This window comes from Bradyrhizobium sp. WBOS07, from assembly GCF_024585165.1.
Lineage (GTDB): Bacteria > Pseudomonadota > Alphaproteobacteria > Rhizobiales > Xanthobacteraceae > Bradyrhizobium > Bradyrhizobium japonicum_B.
In genome coordinates, this window is sequence record NZ_CP029008.1 from 3,136,187 (window position 1) to 3,161,451 (window position 25,265).

At 65.4% G+C, this 25,265-nt stretch carries 23 protein-coding genes and 1 tRNA gene; 7 read left to right on the forward strand and 17 right to left on the reverse strand.

Annotation, left to right across the window (positions count from 1 at the left end; genetic code table 11):
* Window positions 1-52 precede the first annotated feature (52 nt).
* Window positions 53-1,783: a methyl-accepting chemotaxis protein gene (locus DCM79_RS14835; protein WP_257180490.1), complete on the reverse strand. Its 1,731-nt coding sequence runs from the start codon at window positions 1,781-1,783 to the stop codon at window positions 53-55.
* Between the two features lie 168 nt (window positions 1,784-1,951).
* On the opposite strand from DCM79_RS14835, the gene DCM79_RS14840 reads away from it, so the two are divergent.
* Window positions 1,952-3,343, forward strand: coding sequence for a deoxyribodipyrimidine photo-lyase (locus DCM79_RS14840; protein ID WP_257180764.1), 1,392 nt, complete (start codon window positions 1,952-1,954; stop codon window positions 3,341-3,343).
* A gap of 68 nt (window positions 3,344-3,411) precedes the next feature.
* Window positions 3,412-3,717, forward strand: coding sequence for a histone (locus DCM79_RS14845; protein ID WP_257180491.1), 306 nt, complete (start codon window positions 3,412-3,414; stop codon window positions 3,715-3,717).
* Window positions 3,718-3,775: 58 nt separating this feature from the next.
* On the opposite strand, the gene DCM79_RS14850 is transcribed toward DCM79_RS14845, so the two are convergent.
* Window positions 3,776-4,648 carry a DMT family transporter gene (locus tag DCM79_RS14850; protein ID WP_257180492.1) on the reverse strand — a complete coding sequence of 291 codons (873 nt, stop codon included), beginning with the start codon at window positions 4,646-4,648 and terminating at the stop codon, window positions 3,776-3,778.
* A 97-nt stretch (window positions 4,649-4,745) separates the two neighbouring features.
* Window positions 4,746-5,192 carry a hypothetical protein gene (locus DCM79_RS14855; protein WP_028136960.1) on the reverse strand — a complete coding sequence of 149 codons (447 nt, stop codon included), beginning with the start codon at window positions 5,190-5,192 and terminating at the stop codon, window positions 4,746-4,748.
* A 292-nt stretch (window positions 5,193-5,484) separates the two neighbouring features.
* Between DCM79_RS14855 and DCM79_RS14860 the strand changes: the two genes are divergently transcribed.
* Window positions 5,485-5,748 carry a hypothetical protein gene (locus DCM79_RS14860; RefSeq protein WP_257180493.1) on the forward strand — a complete coding sequence of 88 codons (264 nt, stop codon included), beginning with the start codon at window positions 5,485-5,487 and terminating at the stop codon, window positions 5,746-5,748.
* A gap of 31 nt (window positions 5,749-5,779) precedes the next feature.
* Here the strand turns inward: DCM79_RS14860 and DCM79_RS14865 are convergent, their stop codons facing one another.
* Together DCM79_RS14865 and DCM79_RS14870 are read right to left on the reverse strand one after the other, a co-directional pair.
* A complete protein-coding gene (locus DCM79_RS14865) occupies window positions 5,780-6,241 on the reverse strand; it encodes a host attachment protein (RefSeq protein ID WP_028136962.1) in 462 nt (153 codons plus the stop codon).
* A gap of 39 nt (window positions 6,242-6,280) precedes the next feature.
* A complete protein-coding gene (locus DCM79_RS14870; protein WP_257180494.1) occupies window positions 6,281-6,691 on the reverse strand; it encodes a DUF3775 domain-containing protein in 411 nt (136 codons plus the stop codon).
* Between the two features lie 237 nt (window positions 6,692-6,928).
* Here DCM79_RS14870 and DCM79_RS14875 point away from each other — a divergent pair, with 237 nt between their 5' ends.
* Window positions 6,929-7,225, forward strand: coding sequence for a hypothetical protein (locus DCM79_RS14875; protein ID WP_257180495.1), 297 nt, complete (start codon window positions 6,929-6,931; stop codon window positions 7,223-7,225).
* Window positions 7,226-7,675: 450 nt separating this feature from the next.
* A complete protein-coding gene (locus tag DCM79_RS14885; protein ID WP_257180497.1) occupies window positions 7,676-8,635 on the forward strand; it encodes an AraC family transcriptional regulator in 960 nt (319 codons plus the stop codon).
* An 83-nt stretch (window positions 8,636-8,718) separates the two neighbouring features.
* On the opposite strand, the gene DCM79_RS14890 is transcribed toward DCM79_RS14885, so the two are convergent.
* From DCM79_RS14890 to DCM79_RS14900, 3 genes are all read right to left on the reverse strand, one after another.
* Window positions 8,719-8,795, reverse strand: a tRNA-Arg gene (locus tag DCM79_RS14890).
* 149 nt (window positions 8,796-8,944) lie between these two features.
* Window positions 8,945-9,472, reverse strand: coding sequence for a hypothetical protein (locus DCM79_RS14895; protein WP_257180498.1), 528 nt, complete (start codon window positions 9,470-9,472; stop codon window positions 8,945-8,947).
* Between the two features lie 171 nt (window positions 9,473-9,643).
* Window positions 9,644-10,216 (reverse strand): hypothetical protein, encoded by a 573-nt coding sequence (locus DCM79_RS14900; protein ID WP_257180499.1) that lies wholly within the window; start codon window positions 10,214-10,216, stop codon window positions 9,644-9,646.
* A gap of 179 nt (window positions 10,217-10,395) precedes the next feature.
* Here DCM79_RS14900 and DCM79_RS14905 point away from each other — a divergent pair, with 179 nt between their 5' ends.
* Complete coding sequence (locus DCM79_RS14905) at window positions 10,396-10,779, forward strand: VOC family protein (RefSeq protein WP_028136969.1); 384 nt, start codon at window positions 10,396-10,398, stop codon at window positions 10,777-10,779.
* A gap of 304 nt (window positions 10,780-11,083) precedes the next feature.
* Window positions 11,084-11,437: a GrlR family regulatory protein gene (locus DCM79_RS14910; RefSeq protein ID WP_028136971.1), complete on the forward strand. Its 354-nt coding sequence runs from the start codon at window positions 11,084-11,086 to the stop codon at window positions 11,435-11,437.
* Here DCM79_RS14910 and DCM79_RS14915 read toward each other — a convergent pair whose 3' ends face one another.
* The 9 genes from DCM79_RS14915 to DCM79_RS14955 all read right to left on the reverse strand — a co-directional run bounded on the left by DCM79_RS14915 (window position 11,438) and on the right by DCM79_RS14955 (window position 25,260).
* Window positions 11,438-14,125 (reverse strand): PAS domain S-box protein, encoded by a 2,688-nt coding sequence (locus DCM79_RS14915; RefSeq protein WP_257180500.1) that lies wholly within the window; start codon window positions 14,123-14,125, stop codon window positions 11,438-11,440.
* Between the two features lie 120 nt (window positions 14,126-14,245).
* Complete coding sequence (locus tag DCM79_RS14920) at window positions 14,246-15,160, reverse strand: DMT family transporter (protein ID WP_257180501.1); 915 nt, start codon at window positions 15,158-15,160, stop codon at window positions 14,246-14,248.
* A gap of 78 nt (window positions 15,161-15,238) precedes the next feature.
* On the reverse strand, window positions 15,239-16,054 hold the full coding sequence (locus tag DCM79_RS14925; protein ID WP_257180502.1) for an NUDIX hydrolase: 816 nt from the start codon (window positions 16,052-16,054) through the stop codon (window positions 15,239-15,241).
* Window positions 16,055-16,058: 4 nt separating this feature from the next.
* The gene (locus DCM79_RS14930) at window positions 16,059-17,012 is read right to left on the reverse strand and encodes a dihydrodipicolinate synthase family protein (RefSeq protein WP_257180503.1); all 954 of its coding nucleotides are present in this window, start codon (window positions 17,010-17,012) and stop codon (window positions 16,059-16,061) included.
* Window positions 17,013-17,160: 148 nt separating this feature from the next.
* Window positions 17,161-18,039 (reverse strand): SDR family oxidoreductase, encoded by an 879-nt coding sequence (locus DCM79_RS14935; protein WP_257180504.1) that lies wholly within the window; start codon window positions 18,037-18,039, stop codon window positions 17,161-17,163.
* 192 nt (window positions 18,040-18,231) lie between these two features.
* Window positions 18,232-19,092, reverse strand: coding sequence for a MaoC family dehydratase (locus DCM79_RS14940; RefSeq protein WP_257180505.1), 861 nt, complete (start codon window positions 19,090-19,092; stop codon window positions 18,232-18,234).
* A gap of 221 nt (window positions 19,093-19,313) precedes the next feature.
* The gene (locus DCM79_RS14945) at window positions 19,314-19,703 is read right to left on the reverse strand and encodes a Zn-ribbon domain-containing OB-fold protein (RefSeq protein ID WP_018322310.1); all 390 of its coding nucleotides are present in this window, start codon (window positions 19,701-19,703) and stop codon (window positions 19,314-19,316) included.
* Window positions 19,703-20,860 carry a thiolase domain-containing protein gene (locus DCM79_RS14950; RefSeq protein WP_257180506.1) on the reverse strand — a complete coding sequence of 386 codons (1,158 nt, stop codon included), beginning with the start codon at window positions 20,858-20,860 and terminating at the stop codon, window positions 19,703-19,705. The genes DCM79_RS14945 and DCM79_RS14950 overlap by 1 nt, the downstream gene beginning before the upstream one ends.
* Before the next feature lie 908 nt (window positions 20,861-21,768).
* Window positions 21,769-25,260: an indolepyruvate ferredoxin oxidoreductase family protein gene (locus tag DCM79_RS14955; RefSeq protein WP_257180507.1), complete on the reverse strand. Its 3,492-nt coding sequence runs from the start codon at window positions 25,258-25,260 to the stop codon at window positions 21,769-21,771.
* Between the last annotated feature and the right edge of the window lie 5 nt (window positions 25,261-25,265).

Below are 25,265 nucleotides of genomic sequence, written 5' to 3' on the forward strand. Positions count from 1 at the left end.
CTCGAGATCCCGGGTTCGGTGCTTCGCACCGCCCCGGGATGACAACGCTGAATTAGGCCGTCCTGACGCGGTCGAGGAAACCGTCGACCTCTGCCTTCAGATGCAGGCTCTCGCCGGACAGTGCCTGGGCCGAGGCAAACATCCGGCTCGAGGTCTCGCCGGTCTCGCTGGCGCCCTTGGCGGCGTGCCGGACGTTGACGGCGACCTCGGCCGTGCCAGAGACCGCCGCGCGGACGCTCGACACGATGTTCTGGGTCGCGCCCTTCTGTTGCTCGACCGCAGCCGAGATCGAGCCGGCGATCCCGCTGATGCGCTCGATGGTCTGACTGATCGCCTTGATGGCGGCGACCGATTCCTCGGTCGCAAGCTGCATGCTCTCGATCTGGTTCGATATCTCGTCGGTCGCCTTCGCGGTTTGACCGGCCAGCGTCTTGACCTCCTGGGCCACCACCGCAAAGCCGCGGCCGGCATCGCCGGCGCGCGCGGCCTCGATGGTGGCGTTCAGCGCCAGGAGGTTTGTCTGCTCGGCAATCGAGGTGATCAGCTTGACGACGTCGCCAATGCGCGCGCCGGCTTCCGAGAGCTGCGCGATGCGCTGGTCGGTGGCCTCGGCCTGCCGCACGGCCTCGGCGGAAATCTCGTTCGATTCCTGCACGCGCCGGGTGATCTCGGTGATCGACTGAGACAGCTCGTCGGAGGCCGAGGCCGCCGAACGCACGTGCTCGGAGGCATTGTCGGAAGCGCCCGCGGACTGCGCCGACAGATCGGCGGTGGAGCGTGCGACGTCGGTCAATTGTCGCGCCACGCGCTCGAACTCGCCCGACGATGTCAGCACCTTGTCGAGGATGCCGCCGACGCTGCCGCGGAACTCCTCGACGAAGTTGCGCAGGTCGGATTTGCGCTGCTCGGCCGCCGCGGCCGCGGCCGCCGCCTGCTCGCTGCGCATGCGCGCCCGCTCCAGCGAATTGCTCTTGAACACGGCGACTGTGCGCGCGATCTCGCCGATCTCGTCGGCGCGGTCCTCGCATTCGATCGTGACGTCGCTCTGGCCGTTGGCTAGTGCGGTGAGCGAGTGCGTCACGGAGGTGAGCGGTCGGGTGACGCGGCGGACGACCAGCAGGGTCAGGCCCAGCACCAGAAGCGCGGCAAGTCCGGCGGCCGCAGCCATGCTCTCGATCGCGCGGGCCAGCATGCTCTCGTACTGGACCATGGGGATGCCGACATAGAGAATGCCGACGACCTTGCCGGCCGCGTTCGCGATGGGGAAATAGGCGGTCATGAAGGTCTTGCCGAACAGCGTGGCCGGACCCTTATAGGCCTCGCCGCGGCGCAGCGGCGCCTGTCCCGGATGGTCGGCGGCAAGCTGGGTGCCGACGGCGCGGTCGCCGTTTTCCTTTTTCACGTTGGTGGAGCGGCGGACGAACTGCCCGCTCGCATCGTCGAACACGAACAGGGTCGCATTGCCGCCGACATAGGACACCGCGCGGTCGACGATGGCGTGATCCTTGATCTCGGGCATCGTCGGAATTTCGGCCCGCACCACCGCGCCGTCCCGCATCGTGATCTTGGCGGCCGGGACGATCTCGGTGAAGGCCAGCGCCAGCGTGCGCAGGTTGACCTCGATGTCGCGCAAGGCGCGGTCATTGAAGGCGGAGGTCAGCGACCAATAGCCGGCGCCGACCACGAGGGCCGTGTTCACGGCGATCAGCAACACGGCGCACAGAACCGCTTTGGTGCCCAGCTTGAACTGCGGCAGGAACTTCCCAGTCGAAATCTTGGACATGAATGGAACTACCCCCGTAATCCCTGCATAATCGTGCAGTGGTATTACAGTCCCCTTAATGATGATTATACCGCCGCCCCCGGCATGCTTTCCAAATCGTAAACGAGGATTCCCCTGACCGAGCCGAGCGTGCCGCCTATCGTCGTCTGGTTCCGCGACGACCTTCGCCTGTCCGACCATCCCGCCCTGCTTGCCGCTGCGAAGACCGGTGCGCCGGTGGTCTGCCTTTACGTGCTCGACGACGCCCTCGCCCGACCGCCCGGCGCCGCGACGCGCTGGTGGCTGGCGCAGTCGCTGCGGGCGCTCGGTGCCGCAATCGCTGCGCGCGGCGGATCGCTCATCCTGCGCAAGGGACCGGCGGCCCGGATCATTCCGGACGTGGCGCGCGAAAGCGGTGCCCGCGCCGTCTACTGGAACGGAATTGCGCAGGCGCCGCATCAGGCCGTCGAGAGCCGGCTCGCGGCGGCGCTGGCAAAGCTCGGTGTCGATTCGCGAAGCTTCCCCGGCGATCTCCTGGCCCCGCCCTCGGCCATCCGCACCAAGGAGGGCCGCGGCTTGCGCGTGTTCACGCCGTTCTGGCGGCGCGTGCTGTCGCTCGGCGATCCGGCAAAACCGCTGCCTGCTCCGAAACAGCTGCGCCCCGCGCCGAAGATCGCCGGCGATGTGCTGGAGAGCTGGGGACTGGAACCAGGCAAGCCGGACTGGGCGGGCGGCCTGCGCGAAACATGGACCCCGGGCGAGGCCTCGGCCCGGACGCGCCTGCGCGACTTCCTCGAGCACGCCGCGCGCGCCTATGTCGGCGATCGCGACCGTCCGGACCGGGACGGGACCTCGCGGCTCTCGCCGCATTTGAGGTTCGGCGAACTCAGCCCGCGCCAGATCTGGCATGCGGCACGGTTCGCGGCGGACCAGGATCCGGCACTCCGGCCCGGCATCGAAAAATTCATGAGCGAGCTCGGCTGGCGCGAGTTCTGCCGTCACCTGCTCCACGATCACCCCGACCTCGCCACCGAAAACCTGCAAGCGAATTTCGACGGCTTTCCCTGGAAGCGCGACATCAAGGCGCTCGCCGCCTGGCAACGCGGCCGCACCGGCTATCCGATCGTCGATGCCGGCCTGCGCCAGCTCTGGCACACCGGTGTGATGCATAACCGGGTGCGGATGGTGGTGGCCTCCTTCCTGGTCAAGCACCTCTTGATCGACTGGCGCGAGGGCGAGGCCTGGTTCTGGGACACGCTGGTCGATGCGGACGCCGGCAGCAATCCCGCCAATTGGCAATGGGTCGCCGGCTGCGGCGCCGACGCGGCGCCCTATTTCCGCGTGTTCAATCCGCAGCTGCAGGGCGAGAAGTTCGATCCGGATGGAACCTATGTCCGGCGCTGGGTGCCGGAGCTGAAACAGATGCCGGCCAAGCTGATCCACCGCCCCTGGCAGGCAACGCCGATCGAGCTTGCGGGCGCAGGCATCACGCTCGGCAAGACTTATCCGCACCCGATCGTCGATCATGCCAGTGGACGCGAACGCGCGCTCGCAGCCTACGCGAAGATTCGCAAAGGTTGAGCGCTGCTTTGACACAATTATGAAACGCGCTATCGTCGTCGCGCCATACAAACCGTGGGGGACACGATATGGACGACGACAAGCCGATCACCGAACAGGCGATGGAGACGATCACCAATGCCGTGGAGGCGACCAAGGACGCGGCAGTCACCGCCGTCAAGAAGGTCAGGAAAGCCGCCAAGAAGGTCGCGAAGAAAGTAGCGCCGAAGAAGGCTTCCAAGAAGAAGGCCAAGAAGGCCGCGAAGAAGAGTTCGAAGAAGGCCGCCAAGAAGGCCGGCAAGAAATCCTCGAAGAAAGCGGCCAAGAAGACCGTGAAGAAGACCGCCAAGAAAGCTGCAAAGACGAAGAAGAAAGCCAAGAAGGCGAAGCGCTGATCGGCGCTCAGCAGGGTCTCCGGATGCGAGCGCCTCCGGAGACTCTTTCCTCTTCACGCTAGAAGCGGCGGTTGACCACGAACACCGCAGCGGCGCACATCGCCATGCCGGCGATCGCCAGCGCATCGAGCTTCTCGCCGAACAGCAGGTAGGCCATCAGCGCAGTCACGGCCGGCACCAGATAGAACAGGCTCGCGACCGAGGTCGCCGCGGCGTGGCGGATCAGCCAGTAGAGCAGTCCGATCGATCCGATCGAGAGCGCCACAGCGAGCCAGGCGAGCGCGAGCACGAACTCCCGCGTCCAGTGCACCACACGGTCCTCGAACAGGAAGGCGCCGATCGTGAAGAAAATGGTGACAGCGACATATTGCACGAGATTGCCGGCGCGCCAGTCGATCTGGTTGCAATAGCGGCGCTGATAGAGCGTGCCGAGCGTGATGCTGATCAGCGAGACCACCGAGGCGAGCCAGCCCAGCCCGGCGTCCCCGGTCATGGGACGGTTGTGCAGGATCATCACCACGCCGCCGAGGCCGAGCACGAGCCCGGCCCATTGCACCGGCGTCACCTTCTCGCCGAGCCAGCGGTTGGCGATGGTCGAGGTCAGGATCGGCTGAAGGCCCGGGATCAGCGCGGAGAGCCCGGCAGGAATCGAATGCGCGATCGCGATCGCGGTGCCGCCAAGATAAAAGCCATGGACGAGAATGCCCGCGACCGCGCTATGCGCGATGCCGGTGCTGTCAGGCCATTTCGGCCGCGCGAGGCCGGCGATGATCGCCATCAGGCCGACCACGATCGCCATGCGGATGGCGAGATAGGTCAAGGGATCGGCGTTGTCGACGACGTATTTGGTGCCGATGAAGCCGGTGCTCCAGAGCAGGACGAACAGGATCGGCGCGGCGCGGGCGGTCAGGGCTTCTTGATTATGGTTCATTGCCGCCCTCATTGCCCCAGCGGGGGCTATGCGGCAATGCGAATTTCGTCCGGACGATGCTGCGTTGCGACGGAAACGTGCGGCTCAGCGCAGCCGCTCACCACTCTTCCGGACAGGGATCGACGATCTTCCAGAGCTCGACGCCGTTCTTGATCTTCTTCATGTCCGTCGTGAGCCCGCCATTGCGGCGAATCCAGTCCTTCACCGTATTGGGATAGTAGGACATCAGGTCGGAGGTCCCCTCGGAGCTGGTGACCTTGATGCCGAAGGTGAAGGCCTTGTCGTAATAGGCCTGGTGGAAACCAAGGCTTGCACGCGGCGTCACGCAGATCTTGTTCATCGGCACGATGCCGAGCACCAGCGTGCAGGCCGAATTGCAGATGCCGTCGATGATGACCCGCTCGCCCTTCTCGCGGACCCGCTTGTACTTGGCCTTGTATTCCTCGACATAGCCGCCGTGGTCGCGGGTGATATGCAGCTCGGCCCGCGCCGGCGTGGCGGCGGCGAGACAGAGCAACAGCAGGCTCAGAAGCGTGATGCGCATGGCGAGGTGACGGCGATGGCCTTCAGGAATGCACCGGCCTCGAAGGAGCCCCCAAAAGGCCGGCGACAGGATTCTTAACCGAATAGTTTTTGGTCATACTTGTGTGGGGAATTCGTTAAGCATCCTGAGAAGGCCAAAAATGGGCAGGCCTGGCCGCCATCTCGGCAATTCTGTCACACCCACCCGGGAATCCGCGGGTTTATCCGGGATTTCCAGGCGCCGGACGGGTGCCCCGGCGGTCCGAAATGGCTATAGATGGCTGACCTATTCGCGCGGGTCCCGGAGAATCGAGATGAGCAAGTTGACGCTAGTCGCCGCGGTTGCGGCCCTGTCGGCCGCAATCCTAGCCCCTGGCCTGGCGGAGGCAGGGGGTCGTCACCGGCACCACCGCGCCTATGCCAACCCGCTGCCCTACCCGATCAGCTATCTGCACAATTACGGGCCCGGCATCACCCCCGGCACCTTCGCCTACTACGACGGCCCCTCGACCAACCACTGCTACCAGAGCGCGGCCGCCTATCTCGGCCAGGACCGCCGCCGGCACCCCTGCTACTGAGGGCGCCGGCGCGGCCTGTTACCGGGCGCGCCTATTTGGGCGTGCCCGACAGCAGCAATTGCTTCTCGATCTCGTAGACCGGCAGCTTGACGAGATCCTTGCCGACCTCGCCCTGAAGCGCCTTGCGCACAAGGTCCGAATAGTCGGCGCGGATCATGCCAAGCGCACGCGGTGAGGCGACCATGGTCAGGGCCGTGGTCTCGCCGGAGCTGACGGCGGCATCGAGCCGGCCGGCCAGGCTTCGCAGGAAGGCGCGCTCGGCCTCGTCGTGCCAATCGGTCTGCTCGACCGAGCTGCGGGCGCCGCCCGCAGCGGCATGCAATCGTCCCGGCGCGTCGCTGCCTTGCGCGCTGGTCGACGGGTTCGGCTGCTCGTGCACCTCCTTGGTGTGAAGGTTGGGAAACATCCCGTCGCCGACGTTCTCCAGAATCAGCGCCTTGCGCCCGTCGCACACCACCAGCCAGTCGCCCTTGTCGATTCTCATTTTATCCATTGCAGCTCTCCTTGAAACTTGCCGACGCCGTATCCGGCATCAGAGATGTTCTTCGAATTCCTCGAACGACTTGCCGAATTGCGCCATCGCCTCCTCCAGATAGTCGGCGAGCATCGGCGTGCCGATCAGGTAGGACGCCGTGCGCTCGTTGTGCGCCTGCGCGGCCTGGACATGCAATTCGCGCCAATTGGAGAGATCGCCGTCGCCGCGACCAAGCCAGGTCAGCGCCACCAGATCGATCTGCTCGTCGACATTGAGATCGCGGATAAAGCCCGCGAGCTCCGCACGGTCTGTGGTCCCGCCGCGCCCATTGCGGCCGTAGCTCATGTCATCGTCGCCCGAGTCCAGGATGACGCCACCTCCGGCCGCCTCGCTGTCGGACCGGCGCGATTTCGAGATGACGAAGAAGACTTTCTCCGGCGAGATCGACAGATTTGGAATGACTCTCATCCAATTCACCTTGCCCCGCAGTAGCCCCATGCCGCTGCCACGCAGCAACACTATGAGCCGAGGCAGACTTGCGAATTGCGCAGGATCAAGGTCGGCACGGCATTGGCCATGCGGCCAGGGCCAGCCCGACCGGGCGGGTCTGCTGAAGATCTGTTCATCAGCATTACATTTCGGCTCCGCCACAATTTGATCCGAACACCTTCGATATCCTGTTGTCCGTAAGCGGAGGAAGACATCATGACTCGCAAGATTGGCCTCGTCGCCGCAAGCCTGTTCGGTGCCCTGCTCGGTGCCCTGGCGACATCGCCGACGGCGTCCGCCATGCCTATCGCACCCAAGCCTGCAACACCTGACGTCGCCGGCGTCGAGCAGGTGCGTATGGTCTGCGACGTCTGGGGGCGCTGCTGGTGGCGCCCGAACTACTATGGCTATTACGGGCCCCGGCCGTATTACCGGCCTCGATATTATGGGCCGCCGCGCTATTACGGGCCACGCTATTACGGCCCGCGCTATTACGGCTATCGCCGCTGGTAACATGTGAAGGGGCCCTCCGGGGCCCCTCGCTTTTGCGAGATAACATCTTGCGCCGTTGTCGCCAGCCCCGGGGCGATGGCAAGACTGATCCAGATCAAAGATGAAACTGCCCACACCGTCATTCTATGGCGATGGCCGAGTTGATCGTCTTTCGATGCCCCGAGACGGGCATGAACGTGCAGACGCATCTAGAGAAGCAGGAGAGAACGGAGGGGCGAAGCTTTGCATCCTTTGCCTGCCCCGTCTGCCCGCGGCTGCACTTCGTCGACCTCGCTACCGGAAGGCCGATGGGCCAGGAGCGTGGACCGTGACATTGATCCGATGGACATTATGGCATGATGTCCGCAATACTACGGCCTGAAATTCGATTTACTGGAACGCGATGTTTCGCCATTGATGGCGATGCATCGACGTTCATTTGATTGTCACATTTCGGCGGCAGCCAGACCCATGTTGTTCGACGCTCTCACTCCGTCCTCAGCGCTTCAGCTGATCGGCTTTGCCGACGTCGACGCGTTTCGACCGATCGAGTCGATGGAGGACGCCCGAAGCATTCCGCTCGACATCCCGAGCTTCGCCGCGGTCCGTGCCGTCGTCTCCCTTCCGGCGTGCCGCATCATCATGATGAGATCGTTCGCGCGCATCCTGGACACGGCCTATCGGATGCCAGGCGGGATGGTGATCCTGCCGATGACCGACGATCTTCAGGCCAACTTCAAGGGCCTGGATCTCGATGCGCGCTTCTTCATTGCGCTCCGCGGCAGCGATGAATGCCATTTCGTCGAGCCGCAGACCAATCATTATGCCATGATCATCTTCTCCCCCGAGCTGGAAGACCGGGGCTGGCTCGATCGCGCCGACGATCTGCGGGCCCGTGTCGCAAACCGGCCCGCCCTGCTCCACACGCGGCAGCTCCTGCTCGACATCCTGCGGACCGCCTCGGTGCAGCCGCTCCTGTTCGAAACCACCGAGGTTGCGCTCCATCTCCAGGAGGGCTTGCTGCTCGCGCTCGACGATCTGTTTCGGATCGATTCGATGTCGGACCTGAGCGCCTCGGTGCAGGCCGAGCGGGCGATCAAGCTCGTGCAGCGGATCGACGAGTACGTCGCGGCCCGTCCCACCGCGCCGATCTATACCGCCGATCTCGCCGGCGAGTTCGGCGTCTCGATCCGGACGCTCGGCGGGGCGGTGAGCAGGGTGCGGGGCATGAGCCTGCACCAGTACATCCGGCTCAAGAGGCTGTGGGCGACCCGCGCCCGCCTCCTCAGGGGCGGCGGCGCCACGGTCGCCACGTGTGCGCGCGCCCAGGGCTTCCATCATCTGGGTGAATTTGCCGCGGCCTACCGCGCGATCTTCCACGAGATGCCCTCCGACACGCTGGCGCGTGGACGGCAAAGCGGCGTCCGCTAGGGCTGACTGACCCAGCGAGCCCTTGCGACGGTGCGCGGCCCCTCAGCTCCGGTTCGGGACATATCTGGAACGCCAATGAGGTCTGGCGCGCTCGGAAGGATTCGAACCTCCGACCCTCGGAATCGAAATCCGATGCTCTATCCAGCTGAGCTACGAGCGCCTGGGCCCGATCGGGCCAGAACCGGGAAACGCCGCACCGCGGCTGGCCAAGCCAGCGCTCCGATCGGCGTTCGGATGGATTGGAATTAGCAGAGAGGCTGACCAATAAAAAGCCCTCCCCGCCTCGTTTCGAAGCGGGGCGTAGCGTTCTTACCAGGTGTTGCCGAAGAAGCCGAATTGCGGGCGCTGCGCGACCATCATCGGCCGGTCCTGCTGTTGCGGTGCCGAATACGCCCTGGCGGTCTTGCGCTTCGGCGGCTGCGCCTGAGGCGCCTGAGCAGGCTGGGCGTTCGCTTGAACCTGCGGCTTGGCATCCGCCTTGGTCGCTGCGGCGGCGCCCGCCTTCGGTGCTCCCGGCGTGAACTGGGCGAACGTCTCGCGCACCCGAGCCTTGGCCGACATCTCGGCGAGGGCTGCCGTGCTGTCCTGCACCGGCGGCTGAGGCGCAACGACAGCGGCGGTTGTCACCGCAGGCGGCCTGATCGTGGGCTGGGTGGTGTCGAGCACGACGCGCTCGGGCAGGTGGCGGTTGGAGCGAATCCGGATCAGCGGCTGGTCATTGCTTACGGTTGTGGCGACGGCCTGCGCGACCGGCTGCGATGGCAGAACGAAGTCCACTGCGAGCAGCAGTGCGAGCAAAGCTCCACCGACGAAGACGAAATATCGAAAGATTGGCATTGGCCGCGCTCCGCCCCCCGCATCCCCGCGTGGGCTCTCCGCCTCAACAGGCGATCTCTCAATTGGTTCCTGGCCCAGCCGTTCGGTTCAAATGGCGACGCGAAGTTTCTTGGCCAAGGGGTCGCGGAGTGCCGCGGAGGGTAACTTTTCCGCTACCGGAACATGCGGCCTTTATGCGCGGCGTGCCGCAACCAACGAACATTTCGCCTGATCAGCATTCACGTTGACGAAGCCGACGGGTATCCGCGCGAAGGTCTTGCGGCTCTTCATGCCGACAGGGTCGGCCAGCACGCGACTGCGATCGGTGAGATGGCTACCATCACGCCGCGCGAAGGCGCAGACGATCTCGACATCCTTTACGGCATAGTCATTGTCGTTTCGCAGCGTGAACGTCACCAAGGCTTTCGAGCCGAGGCCGCCGCGACGCCAGGTCTGCGAAGAAATCCTGAGACGACCAAGGTCCGCCATGGCCGGGACCTGAGCTTCGGAAGCCAGCGACGCCAACGCGGCCGGATCGTCCGAAGGAGCCGTCTCGACGGCTGCCACCTCCGACCTGACCTGCTCGGCGCTGTTGCCTTTGGACAGAGGCAGCAGCATCCAGACGCCGCAGCCGACGATGATGGCGGCCAGCATCCACAGCAGGCTGCGGCCGAATGAGACGCTCGCGATCGTGACGGCCCGCGCCAGTCGCTCGCCGGTCCCGGCAAAGCGCCCCAATCCGATCCGGTCGAGCCTGGCGTTCATTTGCTTCACCGATCGCAGCCGAAGCCGTCGGACGACGGAATGGGCCACTGCTTACCTTAATCCGGAAGACGACCTAAGGTTCCCGCCCGCTTGCGAATCCGGCAAGGACGGTGGCGATCGCCGACCACGGCCGCTAACATGCACTGCAATATCGCGAAGCAGCATCGGGAGACATCGAAATGCCAGTCGTCACTTGGGATCACGTCCACCTGCGCAGCCCCGATCCGGAGGCGACCGCAGCCTGGCTGCGGGACATCCTCGGTGGCGAGATCGTCCACGCGCCGGGACGGATCGACGTGAATCTTGGCGGTGCCAGGATCTTCATCGCGCCGCTCGAGGGCGACGGCGCGGTCAACCCGCCGCCTCCGCACCCGCATCAGGGCCTCGACCATTTCGGGCTGACGGTGAAGGACATCGATGCCGTCGCGGCCGAGATCAAGGCCAAGGGCGTCACCTTCACGCGCGAGCCGACCACGATCCGGCCCGGGGTGCGCATCTGCTTCATCCGCGGCCCCGAAGGCATCTCCATCGAGCTGCTCGAGCGGGACACAAAATATACCTGACACCGCGCATGCCGCGTCGACCCACCGGGCAACATGCAGCCAACGCGGCTAAAGCATGATCGGGATAATTGCGCAGCGGTTTTCCGAATAGATCTGCGGGCCAACTCTGATTCGCAACGACCGGCCCCGCCGCATCATCAGGCCGTCATGACGGCGTCACGCACAAGTCGGGACAATTACGGCTCACGGCGACAACCCTCCGCGGCCGGCCGGCAAACTGCCGCGTTGCGCGTTGCGAGACGCTTTGGCATAAATGCCGGACCGGTTACGCCATTGGGCGATGGCGGCCGGCCCGTGGGACGTTATGAAGAACGGCCTTTATTCGATTCACGTGACCCTGCTCGATGGTCGAGCCGGCAAGGGTAGCGGCGTGATCCTTTTTCGCGACGGCAAGATTCTTGGCGGCGATGCCTACCTCTATTACACCGGCAGCTACGTGGTGAAGGACGACACCACCTTCAAAGGCGAGGTGCTGGTGCAGCGGCACACCTCGCCGCGGGGTGACGACAATCCGCTGTTCGGCGGCCCAGCCCCGGTCGGCATCGGTGTCAGCGGCACCTACACCGACACGCGCGCGGAGATGACGGGCACGGCGCTGGTCGGCAAGGCCAGCCTGATCTTCGGCGCGACCCTGCACAAGCTCGCTGACGTCGACTAGCTATTCGGCCGCCTGCTCCAGCGGCGCCACGCGAGGCAAGATCATCTGGATGCGCGTGCCGCCGCCCGGCTCGGAATCGAGATCGAGCCGCCCGCCGAGCCGGTTGGTGACGATGCTGTACACGATGTGCAATCCGAGGCCGGTGCCGCCCTGGTCGCGCCGCGTTGTGAAGAACGGATCGAAGGCGCGGCGGCGAACGTCGAGCGACATGCCGCAGCCATTGTCGGAGAAGATGATCTCGACATTGTCCTTGCCGGACTCCCGCACCTGGATGTCGATCGTTCCCGGCCGGCCGTCCGGGAAGGCGTGCGCCACCGAGTTGAGGAACAGATTGGTCAGCACCTGGCCATAGGGGCCCGGATAGCTGTTCATGGCGAGATCGGGCTGGCACTCGACATTGAGCGTCAGATTGTGCTTGCGCAGGCCTGGTCGCAGGCTCATCACCACCTGCTCGGTGAGGTCGCCGAGATCGAACGTGCGCTGGTCCGAATAGTTGCGGTCGGCGGCGACCTGCTTGAACGACTGGATCAGCTCGGCGGCGCGGTTGAGATTGGAAACGAGCTGCGAGGACGCATCGCGGCTGGTGCTGAGGAAATCGTTGAGCGTGGAGCGGCGGAGCTCGCCGCGCTCGACCTCGGCGGTGAACATCGCGGTCTTGCGCTCCAGCGCGGAGGCGACGGTGAGGCTGATGCCGACGGGATTGTTGACCTCGTGGGCGACGCCGGCAACGAGGCGCCCGAGCGCGGCGAGCTTCTCGGCCTCGATCAGCGAGGCCTGGGTCTCGCGCAGATTGCGCAGCGCCGTCTCGGCGGCTTCCTTGGCCTTGCGCATCTCCTGCTCGCCGCGCTTGCGCTCGCCGATGTCGAGCGCGACGGTCACGATGCGCTCGATCTCGCCCTCGGCATCGAGCAGCGGCAGCTTGTTGACGAGCCATTGCCGCATGTTGCCGGAGACGTCCTTGTACTCCTCCTCGTAGAAGCCGAGCCCCTTCCGCAGCGCCAGCACGCGCTTGTCGTTCTCGTCGGTCTTGGCCGCGCCATAGCGCGACATCAGGTCCGCCGTGGTGCGGCCGAGCGCATCGCCGGGCTCGATGCCGAAGATGCCGGCCATGTAGCGGTTCATCAGCACGTAGCGCAGGTCGCGGTCCTTGACATTGATCACCGCCGGAACGGTGTCGATGACCTGCTGGAGCAGGCGCCGGCCTTCGGCGATGGCGTCTTCCGCCCGCTTCTGGTCGGTGATGTCGCGCAGCGTGCCCTCGTAGCGGACGATGTTGCCCGCCTCGTCCCGCACGCCGGTGGCGCTGTCGGAAAGCCACAGGATGTCGCCGCTGCGCTGGCGCACCTGATACTCGAATTCGCGCACCATGCCGTCACGCGCCATCAGCCGCTGGTATTCGGCGCGCGCCTCGGGATGGACGTAGATCGTGTGGGCGATGTCGTTGATGCTGGCGATGAGGTGCTGCGGGCTGTCGTAGCCCATCATCCGCGCCAGCGCCGGATTGGCGTTGAGGAGCTCGCCGGCCGGAGTCGTCACGTAGATGCCGTCGATCGAGCCCTCGAACAGCTTCCGGTAGCTCTCTTCGGCGAGGCGCTGCTCGGTGAGCGCGTGCACCGCCGCCTCGCGTGCCGTGTCGGCCTCCTCCAGCGCGCGGCGGAAGACTTCGGCGGCCCGCGCGATGTCGCCGATCTCGTTGTCGAGGTCGGCCGACGGGATCGAGGTGTCTTTCCGGCCCGCCGCAAGCGCGCGGATGGAGCGTGCGATCTGAGCGAGCGGACGAACCGTCCGCCGCACCACGAAGCCGGCCGCGAGAATGCCGATCAGAACGCCGATGCTGCCGAGCACGATGCTCTGCCATCGCGCCTCCGTCAGCGTGCGGGCAAAGTCGCGCGACAGCACATGGCCGCGCCGGTCGCTGACTTCGCGCAGCAATTCGGTGACGCGGCCGATCAGCCGCCCCTCGGTTCCCAGCACCTCGCGGTCGATATCGGCGATCTGCCGCTCGCGGACGGCCACCGCCATGATGGCTTCGGCATAGTCGTTCACCGCTTCCTTCAGCCTGGCATCGCCGATGTCCAGTGCCCGCATGTTCTGGGCGGCCTGCTCCGCGGCGGACGGGTTGCGCGCGAGCAGCCCGAGCGCGATGCGGCTCTGGGTCTCCGACAGGCGCGAGGCCAGCTCCCGATCGGCGGTGCCGGAGACCGCCGCATCGAACCGTTCGCGCAAAGGCGGCAGGCCGGCGAGCAGCTGGGCGCGGCGGTCGATCAGGGTCGAGATCCGCTCGAGGCCGGTCCGATAGGTCGCGAGGCGCTCGGTGACCCCGTCGATCATGTCCTGCTGCTCGGGCGCGAGCTCGATACGGGTCTTTTTCAGGATGTCGCTGAGCGTCGAGGCCGCCTCGCCCACCTGCTGGAACTGGATGCCGGCACCGGGATCGGTGACGAAGTCGCGCGCGGCGAGCCGCAGCTCGTTCATGCGGCGGTCAATGTCCTCGGCAAGGTCGCCGACGCTCTGGAGCCGCTGCAGCTCGGCGAAGGTCGTGTCGATGTGCCGGATCGCGATCACGCTCGCGGTCGAGGTGACGATGATCACCGCCAGCACCAACAGGAAGCTGCCGAAGGTGAGCTGGCCGATGGAGAGCGAGAAGGTTCGCTTTTTCTCAGGGATCGGCGTCAATTCGGCGGACATTGGGGTGATGAGAGGACCGAGCTATTGGAGGCCCAATATACGACGTATTGCCGCCCGGGGGGAACATGCCTCCGGAGGCCGATGATGCTTAATATCGCGGTCCCGGAGCCCCTTCCCGCCCTATGACGGTTTGACGCGCGCAAGCCGCCGGGCCGGGATCGTCATGGCGGCGACACCGAGGACGACGCAGGCCAGCCCAACCCAGGCGGTCCGGCTCAGGCTCTCGCCGAGGAAGGCGACGCTGATGGCCACGCCAATGGGCACCCGGAGATAGGCCTGCGCGGTGGTGCCGACCGAACCCAGGGTCTGGATCAGGCGGAAGTAGATCGCAAACGCCGCGGCCGTCGAGAACACGGCGAGCGCAAGCAACGCCAGCACGGAGCTCAGCGACGGCGACAGCGTCCAGGGCTGCTCGACCACGAGCGAGGCCGGGATCAGGACGGCGGCCCCGGCCAGCAGCGAGCCGGCAGCCGGCGCCATCGGATCGAGGCGCCCAAAGCTGCGGCCGAAGATCGCGGCGCATGCGTAGCAGATGGTGGCGGCGACGATGGCGGCCTCTGCGAGGAGGCTGTCGCCGACGTCGTGGAAGGCATCGACGCCGACGATCAGCAGGATGCCGGCCATCCCCGCCACCACGCCGAACAGTTTCCGCGGAGGCGTCGCCTCGTGGCGGGTGACGACGGCCGTGAGCAGGAAGGTGAAGATCGGCCCGGCCGAGTTGAGGATGGTGGCGAGGGCGGCATCGACATGGCGCTCGCCCCAGGCGATCAGCGTCCAGGGGACGACGCTGTTGAGCACGGCCTGGAAGGCGAAGCGCCGCCAGGTCGCGGCGTCGCTGGGCATCCTGATGCCACGTGCCGCCATGACGCCGAGCAGCAGGAGGCCGGCGATCGCGGTTCGCGCCGCGATCAGCGTGATCGGGGGAATGGTGGCAACGCCCAGCTTGATGAACGTGTAGGAGCCACCCCACAGCGTCGCAAGCGCGACCAGCAGCGCCAGCTCGACGGCGATGTGGGTGTCCTGCCTGACATTCATCGACTGGCTCCGTCCTTCATGATGGACGGAACCTAGCGCGACCGCGGCCCTCAATACTTCGGCAGACGTCGAAGTGTATTAGCCGAGCGCCCCGACCTCGAACACCTCGCCGTCATAGCCGGCCTCGCGGGGAATACGGAGCTGACGGCCGGTATCGGTCTTGGTCATGACCGGCATCACCGTAACGATGGACAGGCTGCGGGCGTGCTCCATCGCGGCCTGCACCGTCGGCTGCTTTGCCAGCCGGATCAGGTTGCGCGTGGTCGGGAACGGCAGCTTGAAGCGGCCGCTTTCGCCACCCTCCACCGCCTCGCGCGGCGAGACCCAGATCGAGTCGGTGGACTCCCGGCCGTCATGGGCGCCGAGTTGGTCCGGCGGTGCGGCTGCCAGGAAGAACCAGGTGTCGAAACGCTTCGGCATGCCCTCCGGCGTGATCCAGTGCGCGTAAGGCACCAGCGTGTCGAGCGCCAGCTGAAGCTTGTTGTCGGCCAGAATGTTCAGGAAGCTGATCTTGTGCTCGTTGAGCGGGATGCGGTGCGCGTCGGCGATCTCGCCGGCACGCCTGGCATCGACGGGAGCGCCCGTGTCCCTGGATCGCGCCAGCAGGATGCCGCTCTCCTCGAATGTCTCGCGGATCGCGGCAATACGGAAACCGCGGTCCGCCTCGCTCAAGCCCTCGCCGCCCGAATAGAGGTCCGCATGGGCCACGATCTCGTTGTCGCCGGCATCGACGCTGCCGCCGGGAAACACCAGCGCGCCCGAGTTGAACTCGATCTGATGATGGCGAACCATCATGAAGACCTCGATCTCGCCGCGGCTGTTGCCGCCGGCCTCTGCGCCATCGCGCAGCAGGAGGATCGTCGAGGCCGGGCGTGATGCTGATGTCTCGGCCATGCAACTAGCCTGCGGCGCTGGATTGCGGGCCGAGATTGGCGCGCTTGTCGAAACGGGCGACGCGCGACAAGAGATAGTCGACCTCGGCCTTCGCCGTCGCCGTGATCGTCGCGCCAGGCTTGCGCTGCGCGCTGGAGGCGATGATGCCGCGCTTCTGCAGCACGTATTTGCGCACGGTCAGGCCGACGCCGGGCTGTTGCTCGTAGCGGATCAGCGGCAGATGGGCGTCGAAGATGTCATGCGCGGCATCGCGCTTGCCGGCCATGGAGAGGTTGACGACGTCGATCAGGAGTTCCGGGAAGGCGTAGCCGGTCATGGCGCCGTCGGCGCCACGCTCCATTTCGAAGTCTAGGAAGGTGCCGCCATTGCCGCAGAGGATCGACAGCGGACGGAGCGAGCCGTCCTTCTGGAAGCCGCGCAGCGTCGAGATCTTCTCCAGGCCCGGCCAGTCCTCGTGCTTGAGCATCACGCAGTTCGGATTGTCCATGACGATCTTGCGGATCACGGACGGTGTGAACACCACCTGCAAGGTGAGCGGATAATCCTGGAGCACCCAGGGCACGTCGGGGCCGATCGCCTCGGCCGCCTGCTTGAAGTAGCCGATGATCTGGTCGTCGGTGCGCAAGCTCGGCGGCGGCGCGATCATCACGCCGGCGGCGCCTGCGTCCATCGAAGCCTTGGCCAGCGAGCGCATGGTGGCAAAGCCCGGCGCAGAGACGCCGACGATGACCTGCATCTTCTTCGCGCGCTTGACGTAGCGCACCGCCACCTGCTCGGCCTCGGCAGCATCGAGCTTCGGGGCCTCGCCGAGGATGCCCAGCACCGTGACGCCGTCGCAGCCGACTTCCTCGTAGAAGTCGGTCAAGCGGTCGATCGAGCGCTCGTCGATGCGGCCGTCGTCATGGAACGGCGTCGGCGCGATTGCGAAAGTGCCCTTGGCGTCGGCGGTGAGTTTCATCAGTCTCGTCTTTCTCTGCTCGTCATTCCGGGATGGCCCGAAGGGACAGGCCCGGAATCCATAACCACAAGTCGGGGTTATGGATTCTCAGATACGCAATTGCGTATCATAGCTCGCGACTTCGTCGCGCCCCGGAATGACAGTGTAGCTAAAACCGCCGCGCGCCCATCTTGATCTGCTCCTCGGAGAAGAAGATCTCCTTGGCGTGATCGACGATGTCCTGGGCGTTCCAGCCCGAATGCGGCGGTTTCCAGCCTTCCATCTCCATCATCCGCATTTCGCGCACGCCGCGGGGCCCGGACACGCCCAGCACCTTGCCGGTCTGGTCGCCCGACAAATCGCTGACCATGTATAGCACGGCCGGCGCGATGCCGTCCGGCCCCAGCGCCGCCCCCGGGTTCTCCTTATAGCGGGGCAGGTCTGCGGTCATACGGGTCAGGGCGCCCGGGGCCAGGGTCCAGACCCGGATGTTGTACTTGCGGCCCTCGATCGCCAGCACGTTGGACAGGCCCCAGATGCCGCCCTTGGCCGCACCGTAGTTGCTTTGGCCGAAATTGCCGATCAGCCCGGATGTCGAGGAGGTATTGACGATGACGCCACCGCCGTTTTCCCGCATCCAGCGAAACACCGGCAGGGTGCAACAAAAGGTGCCCTTGAGATGAACCTTGATGACCTTGTCCCAGTCGGCCTCGGAGGCCTTGGCGAAGGTCTGGTCGCGCAAAATGCCGGCATTGTTGACGAGGATGTCGGCACGGCCGAAATGCTTGATGGCGTCGTCGAACACCGACTGGCCACCTTCCATGGTGGAGATATCGGCGCCGTTGGCGACCGCCTTGCCGCCCTCGGCCTTGATCGCGTCCACGACCTGCTGCGCCATGGACTTGTCGGCGCCGGAACCGTCACGGGGCCCGCCGAGGTCGTTGACGACCACCGAGGCCCCCTCCCGCGCGAACAGTTTTGCGTAGGCCTCGCCGAGCCCCCCGCCCGCACCGGTGATCAGCGCAACCTTGCCGTCGAGCAGTCCCATGGTGGCTTCTCCCTGTTTGTTTTTATTTTTTGCGTGTCCCGGACGCGATGCAGCGTGAAACGCTGCGTCGCAGAGCCGGGACCCAGTTCTTTCTTCGCCTGGGCTTTCTGGGCCCCGGACGCAGCGCACCGCACTGGACGATGCTTCGCATCGCCAGGGGCGTTGCGCTGCGTCCGGGGCACGAGATCGTCCCTAACCCAGCACGGTCTTGCCGTTCTTGATCACGGTGACGCCGCGGGACTTCACCTTGGCCTCGAACGAGATCGTGTTGCCGTCCTTCCAGAGATCCATGGTCACGGTCTCGCCGGGATAGACCGGCGAAGAGAACCGCGCGACGTGCTGGCGGAACGCGCTGGCGTCGTAGTCGGCATAGGTCTGCAGCACACCGCGGCAGGTGATGCCGTAGGTGCACATGCCGTGCAGGATCGGGCGCGGGAAGCCGGCCTTCTTTGCGAACTCCGGATCGGAGTGCAGCGGGTTGCGATCGCCGCAGAGACGATAGACCAGCGCCTGATCGGGGCGCGTCGTGATGTCGATGGTCTTGTCGGGCGCACGGGAGGGGATCTTGTGCGGGTCGGGCTGGGTCAGGTTCGGCCCGCCGAAGCCGCCGTCGCCGCGGGCGAAGCGCGAGGCGACCAGCGTTGCCAGCTTCTCGCCTTTCTCGTTCTTCAGCACGGTCTGGTGCACGATGACAACGCCCTTGTCCTTGCCCTTGTCGTAGATCTCGAGCACGGAGGAATCGGCGGTGATGTTCGCAGCCACCGGCAGCGGCTGGTGGAAGGTGATGTCGCGCTCGCCGTCGACCACCATGACGCGGTTGAGGTTCATCTCGCCCGGGCCCGAGCCCCAGGCCGCGACCGAAGCGAAGGTCGGCACCACCTTGAGCGGCCGCGGCGTGAACGTGCCCTCGTTGACGAACGCGAGCTCGTTCTCGTCCATGGGATCGGCGCCGAGCCCGATGCCGTAGGCATAGAGCATCACTTCGCGGTCGGTGTAGGCGTATTTCTGGCCGATGTTCTTGAGGGATTTGAGCTCGTCGTATCTGGCGGACATCTTTTCTGTTTCCTCTCCGGCAAATTTCTCAGCAAGCGCCGGCGCTCGTTAATGTGCCCTCTCCCCTTGTGGGAGCGGGCTGCACCGCCCTTGCAATAAACTCACTGGGGTGAGGGGTTAGCTCCGCAGTGACACTTCTCGTGTGGAGAGAGACCCCTCACCCGGCAGCCTTCGGCTGCCACCCTCTCCCACAAGGGGAGAGGGTTACATCGCGCTTCGCATCAAGCAGGCGTGAAGAACGGCAGCGGCGCGCCGTCGGTTGGCTTGAACACCACCTTCACCTTCTGGCCGATCTTGAGCTTCTCGAGATCGCAATCGACGAAATTGGTCTGCACCGACGGACCCTCCTTCAGCGTGACGTAGCCGATGGCGTAGGGACCGGTCGGCGACTTCCGCATCAGGCTCCAGGTATAGATCGTGCCCTCGCCCGACGCCTCTTCCCACACCGTCTTGTCGGAGTAGCAGAACGGACAGATCGAGCGCGGGAAGTAGTGCGCCTCGCCGCAGGCGGTGCAGCGCTTGATCATGAACTTGCCTTGCTTGGCCGCATCCCAGAACGCAGCGGTCTCAGGATTGGTCACCGGGGCCGGATATTTCTTCGTCTCGCTCATCACACGCGCTCCAGAATGGCCGTCGAGGCGGCGTGGCGGACGCCCAGGAGGCCGCCGGTGCCGTGGGCGATGGCGAGGTCGCAATTCTTGACCTGCACCTTCGGATGCGCCTCGCCGCGCAGCTGGCGCACGGCCTCGAGGATCTTGGTCATGCCGCCGCGGTTGACGGGATGGTTGCTGCAGAGGCCGCCGCCGTCGGTGTTGAACGGCAGCTTGCCGACGCCCGAGATCAAGTTGCCGTCGGCGACGAACTTGCCGCCCTCGCCCTTCTTGCAGAAGCCGAGGTCTTCGAGCTGCATCAGCACCGTGATGGTGAAGCTGTCGTAGATCGAGGCGTACTTGATGTCCTTCGGCGTGATGCCGGCTTCCTCGAACGCACGCGGACCGGACCAGATTCCGGCCGAATACGTGAGGTCGAGGTCCTTGCCGCCGCGCGGGCCCTTCATCGCTTCGCCATGGCCGATCAGGCGCACCAGCGGCTTCTTCAGGCTCCTGGCGATCTCGGGCGTCGTCACGATCATCGCACCGCCGCCGTCGGAGACGACGCAGCAATCCAGGCGATGCAGGGGATCGGAGATCATCGGCGAGTTCAGCACGTCGTCGACGGTGACGACGTCCTTGAGCATCGCATGCGGATTGTACTGCGCGTGATGCGAGGCCGCGACCTTGATCCAGGCGAGCTGCTCGGAGGTGGTGCCATAGTCGTGCATGTGGCGCATGGCACACATGCCATAGGCATTGTGGGTGGTGGCACCGTAAGCGGATTCGAAATCGACCTCGGCGCCGGCGGCGCGCGGCGGCATCGCACCGGTGCGCGGCTTGCCGGCCAGCGTCACAAGCGCGATCGAGCACTTGCCCGCGGCGATCGCCTCGGCGGCATGGCCGAGATGGATGATGTAGGAGCAGCCGCCGGTCTCGGTGGAATCGATATGGCGGAGGTTCTTGGTGTTCAGTCCGAGATAATCGACCATCGGCCAGGCGCCGCCGGGCGCATCGCCCGCGCAGAAATAGCCGTCGATGTCGTCCTTGCTGATCCCCGCATCCTCGATCGCCCCCTTGGCGACCTCGGCGTGGAGCTGGGCGGTGGATTTATCCGGCGCATGCCGGGTCGGGTGTTCGTAGATCCCGGCAATGTAGGCCTTGCCCTTGATGGTCAAACTCAGGTCTCCGCTCGCGTTTCTTCTTGCCCCGTTTTTCTGAACCGCGAGGGGCGGATTGGCAAGCGCGGAAATATTCCGCCCCGCGAGAGGGTAGCGGGTGAGCGCAAGTGGCAATGCTGTCGTGTCCCGGACGCCCTGCAACGCGTCAGCGTTGCTGCGCAGAGCCGGGACCCATGCGGCTGCATTCTCGTTGCGAGATGGGCCCCGGCTCTGCAGCGCGCCGCTCCGCGTTGCGCCGCGTCCGGGGCACGAGACCTGATCTTGCGGACATGCTTCCGCCCTCTCGCGACGCACCTCGCCCGAGTTTTGCGTCCGTCTCGCTCCCTCCGGAAACAGAGGGCGCAGGGAAGACCGGGTGCCGGCTGGGCACCCACGGTCCGCTGCGCGCGAATTGCGCGAAGAACAGATGCACAGCGGCATACAGGTGCGGCCAAACATCCGGCCTTCCCTGCGCAGTGGCTTTACGGCTTATGTCGCGCTCTCCCCGGGGAGCGTTGCACTATTGCCCCCGTCGCTTTGCGATTGCTCGCAAGACTTGACGCCAGCCTGCGGGCGTCAGGACCATACGATTTTGCCGTACGCAAGACCACGCCCCGTCGTGCACGAGACAATGCCTCGCGCGACGCAGCCCGCGTCCACCGCCGCTCACCCCGCGTTTCGTGACGATCGCGATACGCCCCTCCGAGGGGGATGAGGTGGCGGACAGATACGACAATTCCGAATTTCGGTAAAGCGGAATGTTTTGGCGACTACGGATTGACCCACGCGTGGGTGTTTCTCCCGACGGCAATACAAGCAACGGTGTCGTAGGGTGGGCAAAGCGAAGCGTGCCCACGTCTTTTGCGCAACTACCGCGAGGTGGTGGGCACGGCGCTTTGCGCCTTTGCCCACCCTACGCGACCGCCCTACTCCGCTGCGATCTGCCGCGGTGCCGGCGGCGGGTTGGCAAGATCCGCTGCAAGTTGCGCATAGCGCGCCTTGGCGTCGGCCACCGCCTTCTCCTTCACCGGACCGTAGCCGCGGATGCGGTCGGGCAGCGACAGCAACTCCACGGCGGTGTCGATCGTCACCGGCGACAACAGGCCGAGCACGGTGGCGACGTCCTTCTCGTAGCCGGCGATCAGGTCGCGCTCGAGCTTGCGGTCGGCGCTGCGGCCGAAGATGTCGAACGGGGTGCCGCGCAGGAATTTGAACTTCGCCAGGACGCGGAAGACGTTCAGCATCCACGGACCGAAGGCGCGCTTCTTCGGGCGACCGAGCGCATCGACGCCGCTCGCCAGAATCGGCGGCGCGAGGTTGAAGTTGAACTTGAAGTCGCCCTCGAACTGGTCGCGGAGCTGCTGCTCGAAGGCGCCATTGGTGTAGAGCCGCGCGACTTCGTATTCGTCCTTGTAGGACAGCAGCTTGGCATAGTTCACCGCGACCGCGCGCGGCAGTGCATCGCCGTAGCCACCCTGCTTGGCAGCATCGCGGACCTGATCCACCAGCTTGCGATAACGTCTTGCCAGCCGGCCATTCTGGTAGGCGGTCAGATGCTTGACGCGATGCTCGATGACCTCGTCGAGCGTCATCGCATCCAGCGTCTTGGGGGCGACGACCTCATCCGTACCCTTCAGCATGTCGGCAAGACGCTGGGGATCCACCACCGCGAGGCGGCCGAGGCGGAAGGCTTCCTTGTTCATCTTGATCGAGACGCCGTTGACTTCGATCGCCTGCTCGATCGCTTCCGCCGACAGCGGGAACAGGCCCTTCTGATAGGCATAACCCATCATCATCATGTTGGTGGCGATGGCATCGCCGAGCAGCTGCTCGGCCGGCTTGGTGAAGTCGAAGAACACGGAGTCCTTGTGCAGCGCCGTCTCCAGCACCGCGTTGAGCTTGCGGGTCTGGAAGTTGAAGTCGCGGTTGAGGACGAAATCGGCGGTGGGAATGACGTGGCTATTGATGATGCCGCGGGTGCGGCTGGAGTCGCAGAGCGAGATGGTGTCCTTGGCGACCGCGACCACTTCATCCGCCGCAAGCACCAGATCGGCCGTGCCGGTGACAATGCGCGAGCAGGTCACCTCCGCCGGATGATCCGACAGGCGCACATGGCTGAGCACCGCCCCACCCTTCTGCGCCAGGCCCGACATGTCGAGGATCATCGAAGCCTTGCCCTCGATATGGGCGGCCATGCCGAGCAGCGCGCCGATGGTGAGCACGCCGGTGCCGCCGACACCGCCGACCGCGATGTTGTAGGGCTTGTCGAGCGTGGGGCGCGAGGCCGGCTCGGGCAATTCACCGATGTCGGCCAGCTCCGCCGGCGCGCGGTGGCGCGGCTTGCCGCCGTCGACCGTGACGAAGGACGGGCAGAACCCCTTCAGGCAGGAATAATCCTTGTTGCACGACGACTGGTTGATGGCGCGCTTGCGGCCAAACTCAGTCTCCAGCGGCTCGACCGAGATGCAGTTCGACTGCACCGAGCAGTCGCCGCAGCCTTCGCAGACGGCCGGGTTGATCATGACGCGGCGCGCCGGATCCTCCATCAGGCCGCGCTTGCGGCGGCGGCGCTTCTCGGCCGCGCAGGTCTGCACGAACACGATCGCCGACGTGCCCTTGAACTCGCGGCACATCTTCATGACGCTGTCGAGCTCGTCGCGGTGATATTTCTTCACGCCGGGCGCGATGGTGTCGGCCGGATAGGAATCGGGCGCCTCCGAGACCAGATAGATCTCGCGGATGCCTTCGGCGTGGAGCTGGTGGGTGATCTGCTGCGGCGAAAGATCGCCGTCGTGGCGCTGGCCGCCCGTCATGGCGACCGCGTCGTTGTAGAGGATCTTGTAGGTGATGTTGGCCTTGGAGGCGACCGCCTGGCGGATCGCCAGAATGCCGGAGTGGAAGTAGGTGCCGTCGCCGAGGTTGGCGAAGATGTGGTTCTCGTTGGTGAACGGCGCGATGCCGACCCAGGGTACGCCCTCGCCGCCCATATGGGTGAACGTCTCGGTCGAGCGGTCCATCCACAGCGCCATGAAGTGACAGCCGATGCCGGCCAGCGCGCGGCTGCCTTCGGGGACTTTCGTTGAGGTGTTGTGGGGGCAGCCGGAACAGAAGTAAGGCGTGCGGGAGACAGGCGCGACCGCCTGCATCTGGGTCGCCTGGCGGCCGTTGAACCAGTCGGCCTTGACGCGGAGCATCTCCGCAATTTCCGGGTTGAGATTAAGTCGAAGCAGCCGCTCGGTGAGCGAGGTGGCAAGCGAGGCCACACTGAGCTCGGCGGCGAAGGTCAGGAAGCGCTTGTCGTGCTCGTCCATCTTGCCGACGATGCGCGGGCGGACGTCGTCGCGCCAGTTGAACAGCTCCTGCTTGACCTGGTTCTCGACGATCTCGCGGCGCTCCTCGACGATGAAGATCTCCTCGAGGCCGACCGCGAACTGGCGCACGCCTTCCGGCTCCAGCGGCCAGGGCATGCCGATCTTGTAGAGGCGAAGGCCGATCTTGGCGGCGACCTCCTCGGTGATCCCGAGTTCGCGCAGCGCCTGGCGGACATCCTCATAGCTCTTGCCCGACGCCATGATGCCGAAGCGGGCGTTCGGCGAATCCATGGTGACGCGGTTGACCTTGTTGGCGCGCGCAAAGGCGATGGCGGCAAAGCCCTTGTAGTCCTGTAGGCGACGGTCCTGCTCGAAACGGTCATCGGGCCAGCGCAGATTGAGGCCGCCGGGCGGCAGCTCGAAATCGCTGGGGATGACGAACGGCTTCATCTCGTCGGTGAGATCGATCTCGGCGGTGGTCTCCACCGTCTCGGTGATCACCTTCATGCCGACCCAGCAGCCCGAATAGCGCGACATCGCGATGCCGAGCAGGCCCATCTCGATCATCTCGTGGATGCTCGAGGGATAGAGATACGGCATCAGCGCCGACATGAAGGCGTGATCTGACTGATGCGGGACGGTCGAGGACTTTGCGCCGTGGTCGTCGCCGGCAAGGCACAGCACACCGCCGTTCTTGGCCGAGCCTGCGGCATTGCCGTGGCGGAACACGTCGCCGCAGCGGTCGACGCCGGGGCCCTTGCCGTACCAGATGCCGACCACGCCGTCATATTTGGCGCCGGGCGAGAGGTTGAGCTGCTGCGAGCCCCAGACGGCGGTGGCGGCGAGGTCCTCGTTCACGCCAGGCTGGAACTTGATGTTGTACTGTTCGAGATGCTTGCGCGCGGCGAAGAGCTGCTGGTCGTAGCCGCCGAGCGGCGAGCCGCGATAGCCGGAGATGAAGCCCGCGGTATTGAGACCGTTGGCGCGGTCGCGCCGGATCTGGGCCATCGGTAAGCGCACCAGGGCCTGGATCCCCGTGGTGAAGACGTGCCCGGTCTCCTGGGTATATTTTTGATCGAGACTGATCGGACCCTGGTTGATGCCCATGCTGT